Source organism: Homoserinimonas sp. A520, assembly GCF_054489245.1.
The window spans coordinates 106222-123595 of the sequence record NZ_JBTMWX010000004.1 but is presented as its reverse complement, the minus strand read 5'-3'; the positions used below and the strand labels follow the sequence as shown (position 1 = coordinate 123595).

17 protein-coding genes are annotated in these 17374 nt (G+C 62.3%); 9 read left to right on the top strand and 8 right to left on the bottom strand.

What is annotated here, in order from left to right; all coding sequences use genetic code 11:
• Positions 1-5: 5 nt before the first annotated feature.
• Genes ACX3PH_RS11630 through ACX3PH_RS11620 form a run of 3 tightly spaced genes read right to left on the bottom strand, consistent with a single transcriptional unit; the run spans position 6 to position 2514 of the window.
• Positions 6-206, bottom strand: a complete 201-nt coding sequence (locus tag ACX3PH_RS11630) for a hypothetical protein (protein WP_459092664.1) — start codon at positions 204-206, stop codon at positions 6-8.
• A 26-nt stretch (positions 207-232) separates the two neighbouring features.
• A complete protein-coding gene (locus ACX3PH_RS11625) occupies positions 233-1903 on the bottom strand; it encodes an ATP-binding protein (RefSeq protein ID WP_459092662.1) in 1671 nt (556 codons plus the stop codon).
• Complete coding sequence (locus ACX3PH_RS11620; RefSeq protein WP_459092660.1) at positions 1903-2514, bottom strand: hypothetical protein; 612 nt, start codon at positions 2512-2514, stop codon at positions 1903-1905. Before ACX3PH_RS11620 ends, ACX3PH_RS11625 begins: the two co-directional genes overlap by 1 nt.
• Before the next feature lie 1134 nt (positions 2515-3648).
• Here ACX3PH_RS11620 and ACX3PH_RS11615 point away from each other — a divergent pair.
• From ACX3PH_RS11615 to ACX3PH_RS11595, 5 genes are all read left to right on the top strand, one after another.
• Positions 3649-5082, top strand: coding sequence for a hypothetical protein (locus tag ACX3PH_RS11615; RefSeq protein ID WP_459092658.1), 1434 nt, complete (start codon positions 3649-3651; stop codon positions 5080-5082).
• Positions 5083-5452: 370 nt separating this feature from the next.
• Positions 5453-7567, top strand: coding sequence for a nuclease-related domain-containing DEAD/DEAH box helicase (locus ACX3PH_RS11610; RefSeq protein ID WP_459092656.1), 2115 nt, complete (start codon positions 5453-5455; stop codon positions 7565-7567).
• A 136-nt stretch (positions 7568-7703) separates the two neighbouring features.
• Entirely contained in the window at positions 7704-8426 is a 723-nt protein-coding gene (locus ACX3PH_RS11605) for a hypothetical protein (protein WP_459092654.1), read from the top strand.
• A gap of 20 nt (positions 8427-8446) precedes the next feature.
• A complete protein-coding gene (locus tag ACX3PH_RS11600) occupies positions 8447-9307 on the top strand; it encodes an HNH endonuclease (RefSeq protein WP_459092652.1) in 861 nt (286 codons plus the stop codon).
• 250 nt (positions 9308-9557) lie between these two features.
• The gene (locus ACX3PH_RS11595; RefSeq protein ID WP_459092650.1) at positions 9558-10868 is read left to right on the top strand and encodes a hypothetical protein; all 1311 of its coding nucleotides are present in this window, start codon (positions 9558-9560) and stop codon (positions 10866-10868) included.
• 53 nt (positions 10869-10921) lie between these two features.
• Here ACX3PH_RS11595 and ACX3PH_RS11590 read toward each other — a convergent pair whose 3' ends face one another.
• Genes ACX3PH_RS11590 through ACX3PH_RS11580 form a run of 3 tightly spaced genes read right to left on the bottom strand, consistent with a single transcriptional unit; the run spans position 10922 to position 13376 of the window.
• On the bottom strand, positions 10922-12160 hold the full coding sequence (locus ACX3PH_RS11590) for an exonuclease domain-containing protein (RefSeq protein ID WP_459092648.1): 1239 nt from the start codon (positions 12158-12160) through the stop codon (positions 10922-10924).
• A 47-nt stretch (positions 12161-12207) separates the two neighbouring features.
• The gene (locus ACX3PH_RS11585; protein WP_459092646.1) at positions 12208-13038 is read right to left on the bottom strand and encodes a nuclease-related domain-containing protein; all 831 of its coding nucleotides are present in this window, start codon (positions 13036-13038) and stop codon (positions 12208-12210) included.
• 2 nt (positions 13039-13040) lie between these two features.
• Entirely contained in the window at positions 13041-13376 is a 336-nt protein-coding gene (locus ACX3PH_RS11580) for a DUF4234 domain-containing protein (RefSeq protein ID WP_459092644.1), read from the bottom strand.
• A gap of 212 nt (positions 13377-13588) precedes the next feature.
• On the opposite strand from ACX3PH_RS11580, the gene ACX3PH_RS11575 reads away from it, so the two are divergent.
• From ACX3PH_RS11575 to ACX3PH_RS11565, 3 genes are all read left to right on the top strand, one after another.
• Positions 13589-13897 carry a hypothetical protein gene (locus ACX3PH_RS11575; RefSeq protein WP_459092642.1) on the top strand — a complete coding sequence of 103 codons (309 nt, stop codon included), beginning with the start codon at positions 13589-13591 and terminating at the stop codon, positions 13895-13897.
• 128 nt (positions 13898-14025) lie between these two features.
• On the top strand, positions 14026-14856 hold the full coding sequence (locus ACX3PH_RS11570; RefSeq protein WP_459092640.1) for an endonuclease/exonuclease/phosphatase family protein: 831 nt from the start codon (positions 14026-14028) through the stop codon (positions 14854-14856).
• A gap of 68 nt (positions 14857-14924) precedes the next feature.
• Entirely contained in the window at positions 14925-15821 is an 897-nt protein-coding gene (locus tag ACX3PH_RS11565; RefSeq protein WP_459092638.1) for an oxygenase MpaB family protein, read from the top strand.
• Between the two features lie 125 nt (positions 15822-15946).
• On the opposite strand, the gene ACX3PH_RS11560 is transcribed toward ACX3PH_RS11565, so the two are convergent.
• The gene (locus ACX3PH_RS11560; protein WP_459092636.1) at positions 15947-16426 is read right to left on the bottom strand and encodes an 8-oxo-dGTP diphosphatase; all 480 of its coding nucleotides are present in this window, start codon (positions 16424-16426) and stop codon (positions 15947-15949) included.
• Between the two features lie 84 nt (positions 16427-16510).
• Between ACX3PH_RS11560 and ACX3PH_RS11555 the strand changes: the two genes are divergently transcribed.
• Complete coding sequence (locus ACX3PH_RS11555; RefSeq protein WP_459092634.1) at positions 16511-17056, top strand: VanZ family protein; 546 nt, start codon at positions 16511-16513, stop codon at positions 17054-17056.
• Positions 17057-17074: 18 nt separating this feature from the next.
• Here ACX3PH_RS11555 and ACX3PH_RS11550 read toward each other — a convergent pair whose 3' ends face one another.
• Positions 17075-17359 (bottom strand): hypothetical protein, encoded by a 285-nt coding sequence (locus tag ACX3PH_RS11550; protein WP_459092632.1) that lies wholly within the window; start codon positions 17357-17359, stop codon positions 17075-17077.
• Between the last annotated feature and the right edge of the window lie 15 nt (positions 17360-17374).

Below are 17374 nucleotides of genomic sequence, written 5' to 3'. Positions count from 1 at the left end.
AACGCTCAACCCAGATGTCCTGGGAACCAATCTGCGGGGGTAACGGTGGTCAGCCGCTCAATGTCGTTTGCATCATCGATGATGAGGACGTCGCCGTAGGTGGTGACCCGGAGCAGTGTCCCGTCGTCCACATTAGCGGTGACCCCGAACGTAAGGATGTCCCCAGAATCAAGGTCGCGGATGTCCTCGATGTCGACCTTGCCCACGCGGAACTATTGCTCATCTAATACCCTCAGGCCGCGTAAAGGGCCGCGGCATTTTCCCAAACGCGGCGAAGTGCGGCACGGATCTCGAAGGTGGCATCGCTACTGTCTCGCGCAGGATCGCGCTCGAACTGAAGGTCGGCGAGCGCGACAGCGTAGCCCGTGAAAGCGATCTCGTAGCAGAGACGTCGAAAGGTCGCCTCGTCGTCTGGCAAGGCCTTCGCGGCCTTCACAACTGCGTGGTCGAGATTAATTGTGATTCGACGCATTTCGGGATCCCAGCGGTAGCGGTCATAGTCACCGCCGTAATGGTCGAAGTCCACGGAAAGACCGCCCCGGAGCCTGCTGTGGCCCGTTCCGGCCGGAGCGACTCTGGCGTCGCCTTCTGGGTCGACGACACCTGCCGGCGATGCGTTCTCGCCTCCGTCTCTACCTGGACCTGGTGGAGTGGGTGGTTGAGGTGTCGGGTTGGGGTTGGGAACGGGCTCGTCGACGTTCTCGCCTCCGACTCCGTCTTCTCTGCCCGCTTCTCCACCGCGAAGGTCTATCAATTTCTCGGTTGGGTCCTCGTCCGTTCCACCGGCGACACCGTCCAGGGGTGTACGACGACGAGTTGTGTTCCCGAGCCCCTCAACTCGTTCCCGGAAGTCCTTGAGGTCGGCGTTTAAGATCCCCTCAATCTTGCTCGTCGTTTCTTTCAAGCGTTTGGCATCGGCATCGGCCTTCGCCCGACGACCGACGTCAACGAGTTCCATTCGGACCTGCTCGAGACTCGCGCCGATGAAGCCAATTAGCGTCACTGCGACTTGGTGAGAGGCATTCAATTTCATGCTGCGATCGTTCGTGTATGCAGCAACCGGATCATATTTGGGATTGTCGAGTTCCGGGCAATCGACATGACCGAACAAGTACTTACCGTATTCTTTCGTGTCAACGCCAGCCGTCTCAACTGCAATGAGATTGCCCTTACCGACAGTGATCTGCACGCCCCGGTGAATGTCGTCAAGGGGGGCTGTCGCCGCTGAGACTACGAGTTCGACTGAACCAAGAAGTCTCGCCTGCTCCGCAGTGGGGGAGAAAGTTCGCGACAATGTCGCGGTGGGGCGCACAATCTCGCATACCCGACCATTTACCGTAACAACGGGTGAACCGTGGAAGGCAGAAAGGTGCCGTTCGATGAGCGCAACGATCGGCTCCTTGGCCAGGCGAACACTGATTCCGGAGATCACCACGGTCGTTCCATTGGGCTCACCATCGACGCTGACGTCCTCCTCGATGAACGTCACTGGCACATGGGCGCCGTCAGAAGCTTCGATCGCCCGGCGATCCAGAATGACCGTTTGACGCCTCCCGTTCCGAGTGGTCGACACTGTGAGTTCTGTGCCTATCCCGAACGCGGCTGACTTTCCCGTTCCGAACTTGCCACGACCGGGAACCCCTTTGCGTCGCTCTTTATTCTCGCCGTGCATCGTAAAGAAATGCCGAAGACCATCGAGGTTCATCCCCGATCCGTTGTCCGAAACCGTGATCTTCTTGGCTGGAACATCGACGGTCACTTCAACACGCGCAACCGTGCCCTTATCAACGTACTGAAGCGAGTTGACAACGTATTCCCAGACTGCCGCCTCCGGTGTCTTGAATAGCTGCGCGGACTGGATGATATCCCGCCCTACGTGGGTGACAACATTTAGTTCGTTCATCAGTTCTCCTCTTCCTCGAGGCGCCCTACCGGAGCGCGCAGCGCGAGCGCGGCGGGGATCGCCACCTTCATGAACTCGTCGATCTCTGGATCCCCGCCTGCAAGCTCCTGGAGCTGCGCGGCTTTTCGGCTCCGGTCTTTTGGGGGCGTGTACTCGTCTATGCGGAAGACATCAGCTGCCGTGCGGGGCGCCAACTCCTTCCCCGCCGACCACAGTCGGAATGCGTCGGATGTACGAATCCGGTTCACTGCAGCGCCAGACCCTCGTGTCTCAGCGCGCCAGCGCTGTGCAGCTGCAGATGTGGGTGCGACAGAGACCGTGCCGCCGCTGAGGACCGACTGGTTCGCCTCAAACCAAGCAACACCGCGTGGAGTTAGATGCCATCCATTCTGAATAGATCCCTCAATTCGAGGTTCCTTAGCTTCGCCCTCATGACGAAGCGTGGTCCGCACGGCATCAAGGTCAACGCGGTCGCTGTACTTCTTCCACCCGAAAGCGCGGGCATCGATTGCGTGAGCAGCGATGGCCGCATCCTCGGTGTCGATGATTTGCGACGCACCGCCGAGTTGAGCCAAGGCCAACACCGCCACATCCTTCTTCGTCAGCTTCATCTGCCGACTCCTTTCGCACACTTACTACCAAGAGAATGTTCGCACACTTACTACCGTGTGTCAATATTGGCTTGTGGACAAATCCGATAGCGGTGATCGCGAAGAAATGCGCCGTGCAGCTGAGGCGGTGACCAGAGACTGGTCACCCCGGAAGGCGGAGATGGCCTTGCGAGCAGTGGGGCTCGAAGGCGATGACCGCCCAAGCCTTGATGCAATAGCGACCGACGTTGGTGTATCGCGCGAAACGGTGCGGCGTGCGCGAAATGAACTGCTCACGAAACTCGATGCGCAAGCAGAGAAGCTCAATATTCCACCCGATTTTTTCCTTGGCGGATTGAGCAATACCGCTGCAGATGACGCGCCGGCAACCGCGCGCGCGCTCCGGCGCCTTCTCACCATGACGGGCCCACTCGCGTGGGATGAGGTGCTGGCCGCATGGGCGCGAGCGGGCGGAAGGCAGCCGTATTCGCCTCTGCCGAGTGATGTGGCGTCGATGCGTCGTTGGGCACACTTGGCTGGCGGCATTCTCGTTACGCCGGAGAACAGCCCCGTGGACCGAGTGACCGTAGGCGCCGCCAAGCCGGAACAACTTGATCGGGTCGGTCAGTTCCTGTGCGAGGTCTTGAGCGACCGCCCCGGCGGAGTCGATCGCACCGATATATTGTCATACGCGGAGGCCGCTGGCTTGAGACCAACAACGATCGCTACCGCTCTTAGTCAACATCCAGCGGTTCTGCGACTGAGCCGCGCAACATGGGCACTGCGAGGGCACGGTGCCGAAAGTCACCCACAGGGCCGTGCAATCGCCTCCCCTCCGAAACCCAGTCGTATACGCCCGACGTCATTCTCGTGGGCGACCGACGGGTCCCTTGTAATCGAGTTTTCCGTTCCACGAACCCCAAGCCCTGTCTTAGCCGTCCCCAAAGCCGTTGCCCCGCTCGTCGAGGGCAAAGAGTTCATCGTTGAAGGCGCAAGCAAGCCCACTCGAATCTCAGTGGGTAATGCTCGCATTTGGGGCTTCGGATCGCTAGTCTCTGAGCGGGGAATTGCCGGCGGCCAGCGAGCGCGAATCACGTTGAACCTGCTTAATGCCACAGCCGAAATTGACGCCGCATCGCCAGAGAACGGACAGCCATGAGTGAAAACACCGTCGAGGACGAGTTCGAGATCGCACTCGCTTACGCATACAAGGCTGCCTTCGGCAAGGAAGCAAGCCAAGACTGGCTCAGAGCACTCGCGATGCGCTTCGGAGTCCACGGTAGCGTCGCTACGCTGGATCAAGCCGGAGACGCAATCGGGGTGACCCGGGAGCGAGTGCGACAAGTCGCGAAGAGGGTAGAGCCATTCCTCAAGCGAGCGTCCGTAAGCAACCTGCGAGAGGTCGCAGAGGTGCTTGCTGCACGCTCGCCGGTCCCTGAGCCAATCGGTCGCCGACTCGCACGGACAGGCCTGACACGACCCACAATGTCAGGGGCAGGCTTCCTTAACATACTCAAGCTCCTCGGCACGTCCGCGGTCGAACTTGTTGGCACTGATCTGGTTCAAGTCGACGACTGGCTTGTCAATGAGTCGGAAGTGCCCGTCATGAAGTCAATGTCGATGGCAAAGAAACACACGAGCGCTTACGGACTAACCACAGTGGAGGAAATTCGACAAGCGCTGGCAACTCCGGCATATCCGCTCGATAGCTCGGACATCCGCCGCATTCTGAGGGCAGAGCCCTCGGTGAAATGGGCGGGCGACTGGCTCTGGGTGGAACGAGAAAATGACGGGCTCCACGCAAATCGGCTCATAAACACTGCACGCTCAATCTTGTCAGTGAACTCACCACAGACCATTGCTTCGATACATGAGGGGGCGCGCCGGATGTGGAAGTTTCGCGGCCTAGACATCCTTCCCCCGACCGAAGCAATGCGAATATTCTTCGAACAGAGCCCCTACTTCACAGTTGACAAAGACACAGTGGAATCCGTAACGCCACTCAAATATCGTGATCTTCTCGGCGAAGTTACAGCCACTATGATCGACGTCTTGAAGAGTTCGCCCTTTCAAGTCATGGATCGTCAGTCCCTCACAGAGGCCTGCGACGATGCCGGAATCGCCCCTGGTACGTACGGTATTTGGACTACCTACGCCGAGTGGATGGAACGGTTCGCTCCAAACGTGTGGGGCCTTAGGGGCAGCAACCCGAATCCGGCCGCGGTCGAGACCATTCGCCTCGCGGCCAAGGCCCGTTCCAAAGCCGAGCCGCGTAGAAAGGCATGGGCGTGGTCCACGGATGGAAGTGCAGTTCAGACTCTGGACGTGACTACATCAATTCTGGCAAGCGGCGTGCTCTCCTTCGATCAAGGCATCCATGGCCTTCTCGCCGGCTCTCCCCTTGATGTTTTCGAGTCCGGCGAGAAAATCGCGACTGTGAAGCTTGGAGCCGAACACGGCTTCAGTTGGGGTTGGCATCAGGTTTTCAACTTTGTGGGCGCGAAGCAAGGAGATGTGCTTCAGGTTCGTGTGAACGTTGGAGCTCGTACTGCCACCGTGGAATGCGGTGGCCAAGACCTTTGGGACTGAAGCCATTTCACGCGATGGGTTGAGCCTGATTATTTTGAGTTCGGCTGTTCGCCATTCGTAGCATTGCTGCTCGCTCCCCGATAACCCGGTCACCCCTGCCCACTGCGGTCGGCGACTCGGCCGACTCGCCGCTCGGCACACGAGCCCTCATGACTGGCTCGGATGCCGACAGCTACCTCTTCGCGGAACTCCCGCATGGCGACGTCCGCCGGCGGCTCTCCGGCTCCGGCCTGCCTCGGGGCCGACGATTTGCCAACGACTAGCTGGGGTCCGTGAAGGGGCGCCCAATCTTCCAGTAACGCCGAACTTTTCTGGACCACACCGATTCGAGGATTCCTGCCAGAATGAACCCATCCGACAGGGGGTCAGGATGTCAGCCGGTTCTTCAGCCGCGCAGCAAGCTCAGCGACTCAGTGCGCTCGCGCAGAGCTACCGACTTGAGGCGGAGCGGGCGACCGCGGACTCGGGTAGGTTCGCTGCGGCAGCTATCGCCGAACGCCGGCTTGCGAAACGCCTTTCGCCGCTGACCGCCCACGGCTACTACCTACTTCCCGACCGGCAGTGGCCCGGGTCAAAGAACGCACAACTCGATCTCATCGTTGTCGGCCCATCCGGCGTCTGGATTGTCGACTCCAAACACTGGAATGACTTCGAGGTTGCGGCCGGGCATATGTTCCGCGGGCAGGCCGATGTCACCGACGAGGTGCTACGCCTCGCTGACGTTGCCAACACCGCAGAGGAAGCTTTCGTCGCGGTCGGGCTAGCACCGGGCGAAGTCCGTCCCATCCTCGTCATGGCAACACGCAAAGGCCGGCTCGGTGAAGTCGGACCGGTGGAGGTCGTCGGAGAAGACGACGTGCACAAGCATCTCGCAGCACGCGGCCGCCGGCTGACCACTAGCCAAGTAGAACAAGTGCTCGCGGTGGCGATGCAATACTTCCCGTCTTACTCGGGAGCTCAGCTGGAAGCATCCGTGCCGGTAGTCGTCGAGCCAGTTCTGGAGGAGCTACCCGAAGCCGTGCTGGAGGACGACGCTCTCCTCAGCGAAGCTGAGGTCAACGAAGCGCTCACTGCAACCGAAATGGCAGCACCGGTCGAAGACTGGATGACATTCCTACACCCCTCGCAGGCATCGTTGGTGCGGCGCAGCTTCAACGGTCCTGCACGCATCCGGGGTAGCGCCGGCACCGGCAAGACCGTCGTCGGACTGCATCGCGCTGCCTACCTGGCTCGCATGCATCCGCACGGCCGCGTGCTGTTCACCACATTCGTGAAGACGCTGCCCGCCGTGATGGGCAACCTGTTGACGAGACTCGCACCGGAGGCCGCCGAGCACGTCGACTTCATGGGAGTTCACTCGTTCGCATCCCGCGTGCTGTCGGAGCGCGGTGTGCGGATCAAGATCGACTCCCGCCGGGCGGGCGCGCTGCTCAAGAAGTCCTGGTCTGACCTGGATGCGGATGCTCGACAGCGGCTGACGGAGCGGGGCGGGACTGCCGGTTTCGAGTACTGGAAGGAGGAGGTGGGCTCGGTCATCAAGGGTCGCGGCTTCACCTCGTTCGAGCAGTACGCGGACTGCGCGCGGCCCGGGCGGATGATCCGCCTCAACATTGACGACCGGCGCGCAGTGTGGGCGCTGTTCCAGGGGTACGAGCGCTCATTGCGTGCCGAGAGCATCCACGACTTCAACGACCAGGTGCTGCTCGCCGAGAAGGCGCTACAACAGCGGCCGCTTGAGGGTTACGCCGCCGTCATCGTCGACGAAGCGCAAGACCTCTCACTGTCCATGGTGCGAATGCTCCACTCCCTCGTTGGCGACGGCCCGGATGCGTTCACCCTCATCGGCGATGGGCAACAGAGCATCTACCCCGGCGGCTACGTTCTCTCCGAGGCGGGCATCTCGCTGTCGGGCCGCGGAGTTGTGCTCGACCGCAACTACCGCAACACCCTCGAAATCCAGGAGTTCGCCGCCACATTTGTCGTGGATAACAACTACACCGACATCGATGACGCCGCACTGATTGACCTGGTCGGAGCCAGGCGCGTTCAAACGGAGCCGGCCCACGACACTCCAGTGTCTGGACGCCACGGCCCTGCCCCGGCCTCAGCGCGTTTTGCAACGCGGGCCGAGCACGACCGCGCGCTAGTCGCCCACATCAAACTGGCGACGGATGCCGTCGGCATGAATGTAGGAGACATCGCCATCCTCTGCGACACCAACCGGGAGGCGGATACCGCCCGTGCGCTTCTTGCCGCCGCATCCATCCAGTCGATGAGCTTGATGGACTACACCGGCGTGACAGTCGATGCCGTGAAGGTCGGAACCATCAACCGGGCAAAGGGCCTCGAGTTCAAGCTGGTGATGTTGCCCTGGACCCCTTCGACGCCCCGCCACACAGATGAGGAACGCGCCGCCCGGGACTTGCGCGAACGCTACGTGGCGGCGACTCGGGCGCGGGATGAGCTGTGGGTGGGGTTCTGTTGATGAGCTGGCGACAACGATGATCGGACTGTGGGCACCCCGGGGCGGAAGCTGGCCAACGCTACTTGGGCTCCTGGCTGACAGCCTTGCCGAACATTGGGAGGACGACGCCTCGATAGTGCAAGAGCTCGCAGTGCTCATGAACGAAAAGGACATGTTTCGACCCCTGCCAGGATCCGCGCTCTCGCTAGACGACGAGATGGCAAGTCCGTACGGAGTGTCCCACGCAGCACTGCACAACCTTCACGCCGGAGTCTTCCAACTGCATGCCGCCCAGGAGCTAATGCAAAGCGGCCCTCATCGGCTGATTGCGGCCGCCACCCTGCTGAGGTCATCCCTGGAAGCACTGGCGGTTGCACTGTGGGTCATCCACCCGGCGGAACAATCCGAACGTATTGCCCGCACTCTTGCTTGGTCCAAGCGCAATGTGACGGATGAACGGGTCGCGTTCGCGGACATATCCGGAAGGGAACTTTCCGGTGACGAGCGCATCGCGGATATCCGGAGAATCGCAAAGAACAACGGTGTCGACGTCTCAAAGGTGAACGCCGGCGTTCAGAGCACTGAGGCGCTCAGCTATGCCGACAGCACCCTCGACGTTCCCAACCACCTGGTCCTTTATGCCTGGAGGCTATGCTCCGGGGTTGCGCATGGACGACCATGGGCATTGGCCAACCTTGCGAAGGCCGTCCCCGGGACGCCCGGCGTCTCATTCGACAAGGTGAGCTTCGACGAAGCGAACCTGTTGGCTCCGTTCCGCATTGCCGTGATTTTGTTGAATGCGCTCGTAGAGGTCTTTGGCGAGCGCACGGCAGCCGACCCGGCGCTTCCGCTTGACACCCCTGGTAGGACTAACTCATGAGGTCCGAAGCTGAGCAGCGAATGATCAGAGAGGACATCTTTCGCTGGCTCGACACGAAACTGGGTTCAGGCCAATCAGAGCTCACACGCGCCGAGCTGGAGGGCTACCACTTCGGGAACGAGCGAATACCACTGCTCGACACGGCCCGTGGCATCCGAAACCCTCGCGATTTTGACTCCACTCTCACCATCATGTCCAGCGTGAAGAGTCCGTACGGCGACGAGACGATCAGCGCCGACGGAATCGTGCGGTACGCGTACCAGTCGCGAGATGGCGGGGACAACGTCAAGCTGCGGCGGGCATTCCAGCAGAAGGACCCGCTCGTCTATCTGCAGGGCATCCGTCCAGGCGCCTTCGTGGCGTACTACCCGGTGTACATCGTGGCTGACGACCAGGTTTCGCGGCAGTTCCTAGTCGGCCTGGACGAGACCATGCGATTCTTCGGCGACCCGCTGCACATGACGACGGATGAGCGCCGGTACGCGGAGCGCATGGTGCGCCAACGACTGCACCAGCCGGTATTCCGTGCTCGAGTGATGCACGCCTACGTCACGACGTGTGCGGTGTGCAGCCTCAAGCACGCGGACCTCCTCGACGCCGCCCACATCCTCGGCGACACGGATGTGAACGGACTGGCCCGTGTGACGAACGGGATCGCGCTATGCAAGATTCATCACGCCGCGTACGACCGCAACCTGCTCGGGATCACGCCCGACTATGAAGTGCGGATCGACGCCGACCTGCTGAACGAAATCGACGGGCCAATGCTGCGGCACGGTCTGCAGGATATGCACGGAAGGCCGCTGACGCTTCCAGCGCGACGGGCCGACCGCCCTTCGCGGGAGGCGTTAGCGGCGCGGTTTGCTGAGTTCGCCGCGTAACGGCCGCGATCGTCACTTCTTGACCAGGTGTGCCAGCAGCTATCGGTCGGACTCGTTTCAATCGTGACGCCTAGTCACGTGTACACAGCTGTGGGTACCACGAACGACTGTGTATCGACGACCGTTGGCGCAAGCGCGAATGCTCCGCGCGACAGGGCATGCACGGAACCGATATAGGGCGTTGTCGTCGGCGAGCAGTACATTGTGTGGAAGGGTACTCAACTTTACGCCGAAGGGAAGAGGCTGAGCGATGACCACTGTCCCTCAAGAACCTGCTACTACCACCCCAACTGTGGACACTGACTCGGAGTCCGGGGGTTCCGCGATCGATACGGATGCTGAATCCGCGGAGGAGCCAGAGGCTGAAGTCGAGCCCGACTCGTCGGCGAAAGGCAAGAAGCCACGTCGATCCCGTACACCTCGCACATACCCTGCTGCTTCCTTCATCGAGTCACTGCCACTCGCCGAAGCAATTCACAAGCACGCAGCCGGGCAGCGGGTTCGTCGACTGACACTTTTTGATCAGATGGGCCGATCCGCCGATTCGGGTCCTAGCAGGCAACTTGTTACGAACTCGTCACAGTACGGGCTTACAAAGGGCAGCTATCAAGCCGATTTTCTTGAGCTCACAGAAAAAGGCGCATTAGCGTCCGGTGATGACTCCCTCGGCCAAGCCAAGTTGGCGGCGCGGCTTCAACTCGCAATTGCAGACATTGTGCCGTTCAACGCACTTTACGAACAGTTCAAGGGTAACCGCATGCCTGCGGCGACGGTAATGAGCGACTTTGTCACTGAACAATCGCTTGCTGCGAAGGACAACGCAAATGAGTGCGTTGAAACGTTTCTCGCGAATGCGCGCGACCTCGGCCTGCTTACTACATATGCCGGCGCGGAGCGGTTGCTGACCTTTGAAATTCTTCTCGACGAGTTAACGGATGATGGAAAATTACGTGGCGATGTCGATAACAACGCTGATCTTGGGGCCGACCTTGAGTCCGATGCGGCGCGCCCGCCCGCCCGGAAGGCACCAGTCTCGCCAGCCCAGGTGATCGCCAACACAGCCGATCTCAAGAACGTCTGCTTTCTCGTGACCCCCATTGGCGAGGACGGTTCGGAACAGCGAATGCATGCAGATCTCATGCTGGGGTCTTTGATCGAACCTGCTCTCGACGGACTTGGTATGAGACTTGTGCGGGCGGACCGAATCAGCACACCAGGGATGATCACCGCTCAGGTCATCGATCATTTGGTCCGTGCACCGCTCGTTATTGCCGATCTGTCGTTCGGCAATCCGAATGTGTTTTATGAACTTGCCTTGCGACATGCAAGCCGACTTCCGGCAGTACAACTTATCCGTGCTGGGGATCACCTTCCGTTCGACGTCGGACAATTCCGAACCGTCCCAATCGACATGACAAGCATTTATACGCTCGTTCCTCAGATCGACACCTATCGCGCGGAGATTGCACGACAGTGTCGAGCCGCACTTGCTGAGCAAGGCGAAGCTGAGTCGCCATTATCATTGTTCTATCCAAAGTTTTGGGATCAGTACACGAGCTAGTGCCCAGCAGAGACACCCGCGTCTAGTACTGGCGGGCAGCGCCAGGCTGCCGGTTAACGACCGAGCAACCGCTCCAACCCCGCCTCATCCACGATCGGGATGCCGTAGTCACGAGCCTTGCGGGCCTTACCCGAGAGCGAGTCCGGGTCGGCTGCTACGAGAAGCCGCACCTTCTTGGTGACCGCGTTCCAGGGAGTGAAGCCGAGTGACATGAGGTGGGCGTCCCAGTCGGAGCGCGGACGGGTCATCTCACCGGTGAGGACGATGAGGTCGCCTGCCGCTAGAGCGAAGGATGTGCGGGTCTGGACAGGCTCGACCAGCGGGGTTGGCGGAAGCGCGGGTGATTCGAATGCGTGCGCCATGATCCCTGTCGGCACATCAAGCAAGTTGCCCACCTCGACCAGGTCGGCCATCTCAGCCGTCGTCAGCACGCCATCCGCCCACGCGATCTTGGTGAGTTCCTCGAAATACTCGAGGTGAAGTGCCTCCACCGTCGCGCGGTCGATGCCGAGATCTTCTGCGAGCGCCACGAGCGCCTCCGCCTCGTGCGCTGACAGGTGCCGATCCAGCAGGCAGCCATCCAGCAGCGCCAGGTAGTTGAGGCATTCAGCGGGGCCCGCGTACTCCGGCATCTTGATCGTGATGCGGCCGAGGAACGACTGTGCCGTCACCTCCACCGGCTGCGCGAACGACGGCCGCGGCATCCACTCCACCGAAACGACGGAGGCAGGCGGCCAGCCCTGCTCGAGCGCGGCACTGATGTGCGAGAACCAGAACTCACGATCATCCGTCGACTCAATGTAGGCGCCCAACAGCTGGGCGGTCGCCAATGCGTCGACGGATGCGCGGTGCGCGTCGATCAGGTCAATATCCAGGGCGGCGCAGCAATCCGAGAGGGACCGCCCAGCACCGGGTAGGTACTCGCGCGCCAACTGCATGGTGCACAGGGCGGCCGGTGGCTCCACCGCGTAACCGGCACGTTCGAGCTCCGCCACCAGGAACCGGGTGTCGAAGCTGGCGTTGTGGGCAACCAGTACGCGTCCGGTCAACAGGTCGATGAGTTGTGGCGCTATCTGTTCGAAGGTCGGCGCGTGCATGATGTCCGATGCGCGGATGCGATGAATGTCTTGCCGTCCCAGGTCGCGCCCCGGATTGATGAGGGTCTCCCACTGGCCCTCCACGCGCCCATGCTCATCGACGTGCACGACGGCGACCTCGATTACGCGGTCGTGCTTCGCGGGCGAGAGGCCCGTGGTCTCGAAGTCGATGACGGCAAAACCTGGTCCGGACATGGTGGTGCTCCTATCGAGTTGGGGTCACTGTATCGAGCTGCGGTTCCCTAGGTCAGAGCTCCGGCGAAGACTTGCATCAGGGCGGTGATGAGTGACGGGCCTGCGAGAGCGAGCGCCGCAGCAGCAGCGGCAAGCACCAGAAGCATCCACCCGACTCGACGGCGTCGAGCTTGGCTGTCCTCCGCCTGAAGCGCGGCGAAGGTGACCATGTGCGCCGGGTCGACCGTGGCATCCGCCTTCTCATGCCAGAAGCGTGCAGTCGAGGCAATGTGCCTTACCTGCGCCAGTGTGGCTTCATCGACAGCCGGCTTCTGACGGCGGAGCCAGCGCAGCAGCTGAGCATCGGTGAGCACTGTCACGTCCTCCGGACGCTCTCTGATCGTGAGCTCGCGAGTACCGACAACGACAATCAGCGGATGCACGGGAACGTTGACGCCCAACGCGGCGAGGAGTCGCTTCGAGACTCTCTTGGCCTCGGAACGGGAGTTGCGCAGGTGATCCATCTTCTGCCCGGCGACCATCAGCACCTTCGGCGACACCCAAACCTTCGCGCCGCGGTGATGCTTCGTATTGATGGTGAACACACCGGCCGGGCCGATCACCACGTGGTCGATGTCCGTGTCCTTGTCGCCCACGGGAACAGCGTGCAGCACCGACCACTCCGGCCCGAGCTTCGCAAGCAGACGGCCGACTTGCATCTCGCCGAGGGCACCGGCGAACCATGGCCAGGCATCCGGATGCAGCGGGCGGAATCCCAGGATTCGCTTGAGCTTCGAGTGCGGGACCGCCAGCTGCTGCTGGGTGAGACATTCGAGTACGACCGAGTAGCCAGCGGGACGCTGGCTTAGGTCGGGCTCTTCGGACGAGCTGTCAGACACGATCACGCAACAGCCGGGACAGCCCCTGCATTGACCGTGCTGCCGAGTGCGCTGTTGAAGGAGCTCTGCACGATGGCACTACCGATGAGCCCCAGTAGGAGCAGCAGCCAGAACGCGCCGTGGCGGCCCATCCGGTTGCTCGTGAACTGCTCGACGCCGACGGCGTACTTCCAGATCCACACAATGTTGCCAATCGGGACGATAAGCAACCACGCGCTCGGGATCCTGGTTCCCGCCTGGTTCATCTCGTTCTTCGTCTTGACGTACCAGACGATCGAGTAGATGCCGAAGGTGACGAACGGGAGAAGCAAGGGGGCGGCGGGGCTACGACGTTTCACGGAAATCCTCTGATCGGGGTGGGTAGGCATACTCGACTCACCGTATTGAGGATCTCTCGCGCGACACAGCCCCCGTTAGGGGCGATGCTGGCGCTCGACTGGCATCCTCCACAGCCAGCGGATCGGCGAGAACTTCACACAAGTCCCGCGCGCGCCAACGCCCAACGACAACTCCCCTAGCTTTGCAGTCACCGCGAGGCGACAATAGGAAGGTGATCGAACTGACCGAACCACAGGTATGGGTACTCATCGGCGTTTTCGCCGCTGCGTTCTTCAGCCTGATCGGCATCGTCACCACGAACTTCAACCGCACGATGAACGCACGATTTGGCACTATGGACGCGCGGTTCACTGCCCTAAGCGAGATCATGGATGCGCGGTTCGAAGCCATGGAAGCGCGGTTCACTGCCATGGAATCACGAGTCGACGCCAAGTTCGAGATCATCAACGTGAAGCTTGAGAACATGGACCGCGATATTCAGGCGCTATCGCGGCATGTGTTCGGCACAGACCCGCGGTAGACGGTCCGGGTGCGGTTTGGCCTCGCTCCCCACCGGCACGGCCGACCGATGCTGCCGCATCGTTCGGAACCGGCGGCGTGGCCCCAAGCTCGACCCGCTTTAAGGGCGGACGCGCTTAGGCTCGGGGGATGACGGATACGGCGCTCATCGGCCCCGTCGCCGCACCGGGTCTGCATGTGATGACCTACAACATCCGCCGCCGCCTTCCGCACCTCATGCCGCGCAGCCCCGACCGGTGGGTACACCGCCAGCCGCTGCTTCGGCGACTGCTCCAGGCGGAACAGCCCGCGCTGCTCGGCGTGCAGGAAGCCCTGTTCGACCAGGCCGGGTTCGTGCGCCACACGCTCGGCGAGCACTACCGCTCCATCGGACACGGCCGCGAAGCCAACACCGGCGGCGAGGGTTGCCCGATCTTCTACGACTCCCGGCGGCTACGGGTGCTTTCGTGGCGGCAGACGGCGCTGTCCGACACCCCGGACGTGCCCGGCTCCACCTCGTGGGGCAACCGCGTACCGCGCATCGTCGTCGACGCGACCATGCGCGACCTCGACACTGGCATCGAGTTCCAGGCGGTGAACACGCACCTCGACCACAAGTCGCGCAGCTCGCGGTTGCGATCCGCCGACGCGCTTCGACAGATCGTGTCCGCCTCGACGCTTCCCACGATCATGACCGGCGACTTCAACACGGCTGCTGACACCGACCCCTACGACGCCCTCACCGGGGAAGGACTACTCGTCGACACGTGGGATGTCACGCAGAAACGCCTCACCGAGGTGTGGGGGACGTTTCTGGACTACCGCCAGCCGGAGCACGACCGGAAACGCATCGACTGGATTCTCGTGACCCCCGGCATCACCGTGGAGAAAGCCGCGATCAACGTGAGCCGGTACGAGAAAGGGTGGCCGTCGGATCATGCAGCGGTGCAGGCGGTTGTGAGTCTTTCGGTACCCGGCTGAATCTCGACAAGCTCGATTGGTCTCGACAAGCTCGACCCGCTCTAAGGGGCAGGACGTAATGTGAGGGCATGGCTGGGTTCTCGAACCGCTGGCGCTCCAATGTGCTCAGCACTCTCACTGGCGACGACGACGGCCTACCGCCCTGGGTGGACAAAATCGAGCACGGCGACGACGCCGGCTATTTCGGGCCGGGATCCGCGGCGTGGGCCGTTCATGGCGGGCTGCCGACCATGGTCGCCGGTATCCGCTCCCTGCTGCTGCAGGCGCTGCATCCGGGTGCCATGGCAGGCGTGCACGACTGGTCGCGCTACCAGGAGGATGCGCTCGGCCGGCTCTCCGGCACCGTCAAGTGGCTGGTCACCGTCACCTACGCAGACACCGAACTCGCCCGCGCCGAAACGGCACGGGTCGAGCGCTTTCACGACCGTGTGCGCGGGACATACGTCGACAACGCCGGCAACGAGCGCAGCTATGCCGCCAGCGACCCGGCACTGCTCCGCTGGGTGCACCTGGTGTTCGCAGACTCGTTCCTCGCCTGCCACCAGCTCTGGGGTGGACCGATCCCCGGCGGTGCCGACCAGTACGTGCGCGAGTGGGCCACCGCCGGCGATCTGCTCGGCGTCCCCAACCCACCGCGCAGTGAAGCCGAGCTGCGGGACGGGCTCGACGCGTACTCTGGCGAGCTCCGCTATGACGAGCGGGTCGCCGAAGTGGTCGGATTCATCCGCAACCCGCCGCTGACCAGAACCATGAAACCGGCCTACCGCATCATGTTCGCCGGAGCCGTCGCCTCGCTGCCGCGCCGGTACCGCGCCATGCTCGGCCTCCGACGCACCTGGCTGCCCTCCGTCACGGCCACCCGGGTGATGCTGGGCGCGCTCCAACTCGTGCTTGGTGGCATCTCCACCTCGGAGGAGGCCGCCCGTCGGCGGATCGAGCGGCTGGAGACGGCGGATGCACGGTGACGGGTCGCCCGTAGGGGGTCTCGACCCTTCGATACGGTCGCGAAGCGACCTACTCAGGGGACCTACGCCTGCTCGCTGCGCTCGCGGGCTACTCGACCAGCAAGAGGGAGCAAGCTCGACCAGCCTCAGGGACGGTAGTCCGAGGACTCGACCGTCCGAGCATCCGCCCCGAAGATGAAGGTGGCGCGCACGAACTGGCCGGTCAGCGCCCGCGGCAGCCAGTGCTTCGCGTCGTCCCACATGCGGTCCAGGGGGATGTCGGCCAGCAGGTGCCACTCCGGCGCCAGCTCGTCCGACTCGGTCGGCTCGCCCTCCCACTCGCGGCACACGAACGCCCACGACTTCTGGCTGAAATTCGGGTGATGCGTGAACGGATACGTCAGCTCACCCACCAGCATCAGCGACCCGGGGCGGATGCTGACGCCCACCTCTTCGCGGACCTCACGCACCGCGGCATCCGCCGGCGACTCCCCCGGCTCCAGCTTGCCGCCGGGTCCGACCAGGTTGCCCTCGCCGAGGCCGAACTTCTTGCGCCCGAGCAGCACCTCGGTGCCGACCGGCGACTCGCGCAGCAGGTAGGTGACACAGACCTCGGGGAGGGGCATGAGTCAAGTCTGTCGCAGGTGGGGTGGATGAGGTTTCGATACGGCCGCAAGCGGCCTACTCAACCCACACGTAAGGGCGTTGTCATGGACGCATGCGACGATGGCACGATGCGTGTCTGGTTCAGTCCGATCCCCTTCGCCGCGGCGGCCATCATCGTGCTGGTCGTACTCGTTGCCCTCACCGTGATCGATTCGCCTCGCACCCGCGCTTGGGCACGCTGGCTCATCGCCGTGTCGGTGGTTGCGATTCTGGCGCTCACCCTGCTCGGGTCCGCAGCCGGAACCGGCGTCCCGAACCTGATCCCCGGTTGGACGATCAGCCAACAACTGACCGACCCCGAGCATCCGTTTGGTCTGGGCAATGTGGTGGGAAACGTGGCGATGTTCGTCCCGCTCGGGTGGCTGGTGGCGCTGGTCGTCAGGCGGCGTCGCATCCTGGTCGCCGCAATCGCCGGTTTCGGTTTATCGGCGGTGATCGAGGTGGTGCAGGGGTTCACCGGACGGATCTCCGACATCGATGACCTGATCCTGAACGGGATTGGCGCGGTACTCGGGGCGTGCATTGCGTTGCTGATCCTCGCGGCCCGATCGGCGCCGCATCGAGCTCGCGCTATCGGCGAAACACGGTGAACTGAGCGCGCTTCGTCATCAGTCCCGGGCGGAGCCAGTGAGCCGCGCGAGCACCTCGGGATCGTCGATGATCTCGGCACCGATGAACGTCACATCCGCGGGGTAGATCAGCAACGGCACCCCGGACACCAGCTGGATGGTGACCTCCACCATGGCATCCGGGTCGGTGGTGAAACATCGCACCGGGATGAACTCGCCGAGCGGAAGCCCGGACTCCACCCGGCGATTCACATAGCCGACCAGGGCGCCGGCGAACGTGTCGGAGACGGTGAAGGAGCGTCCGTAGTAGTCGAGGCGTTTCATGGGGAAAGCCTACGT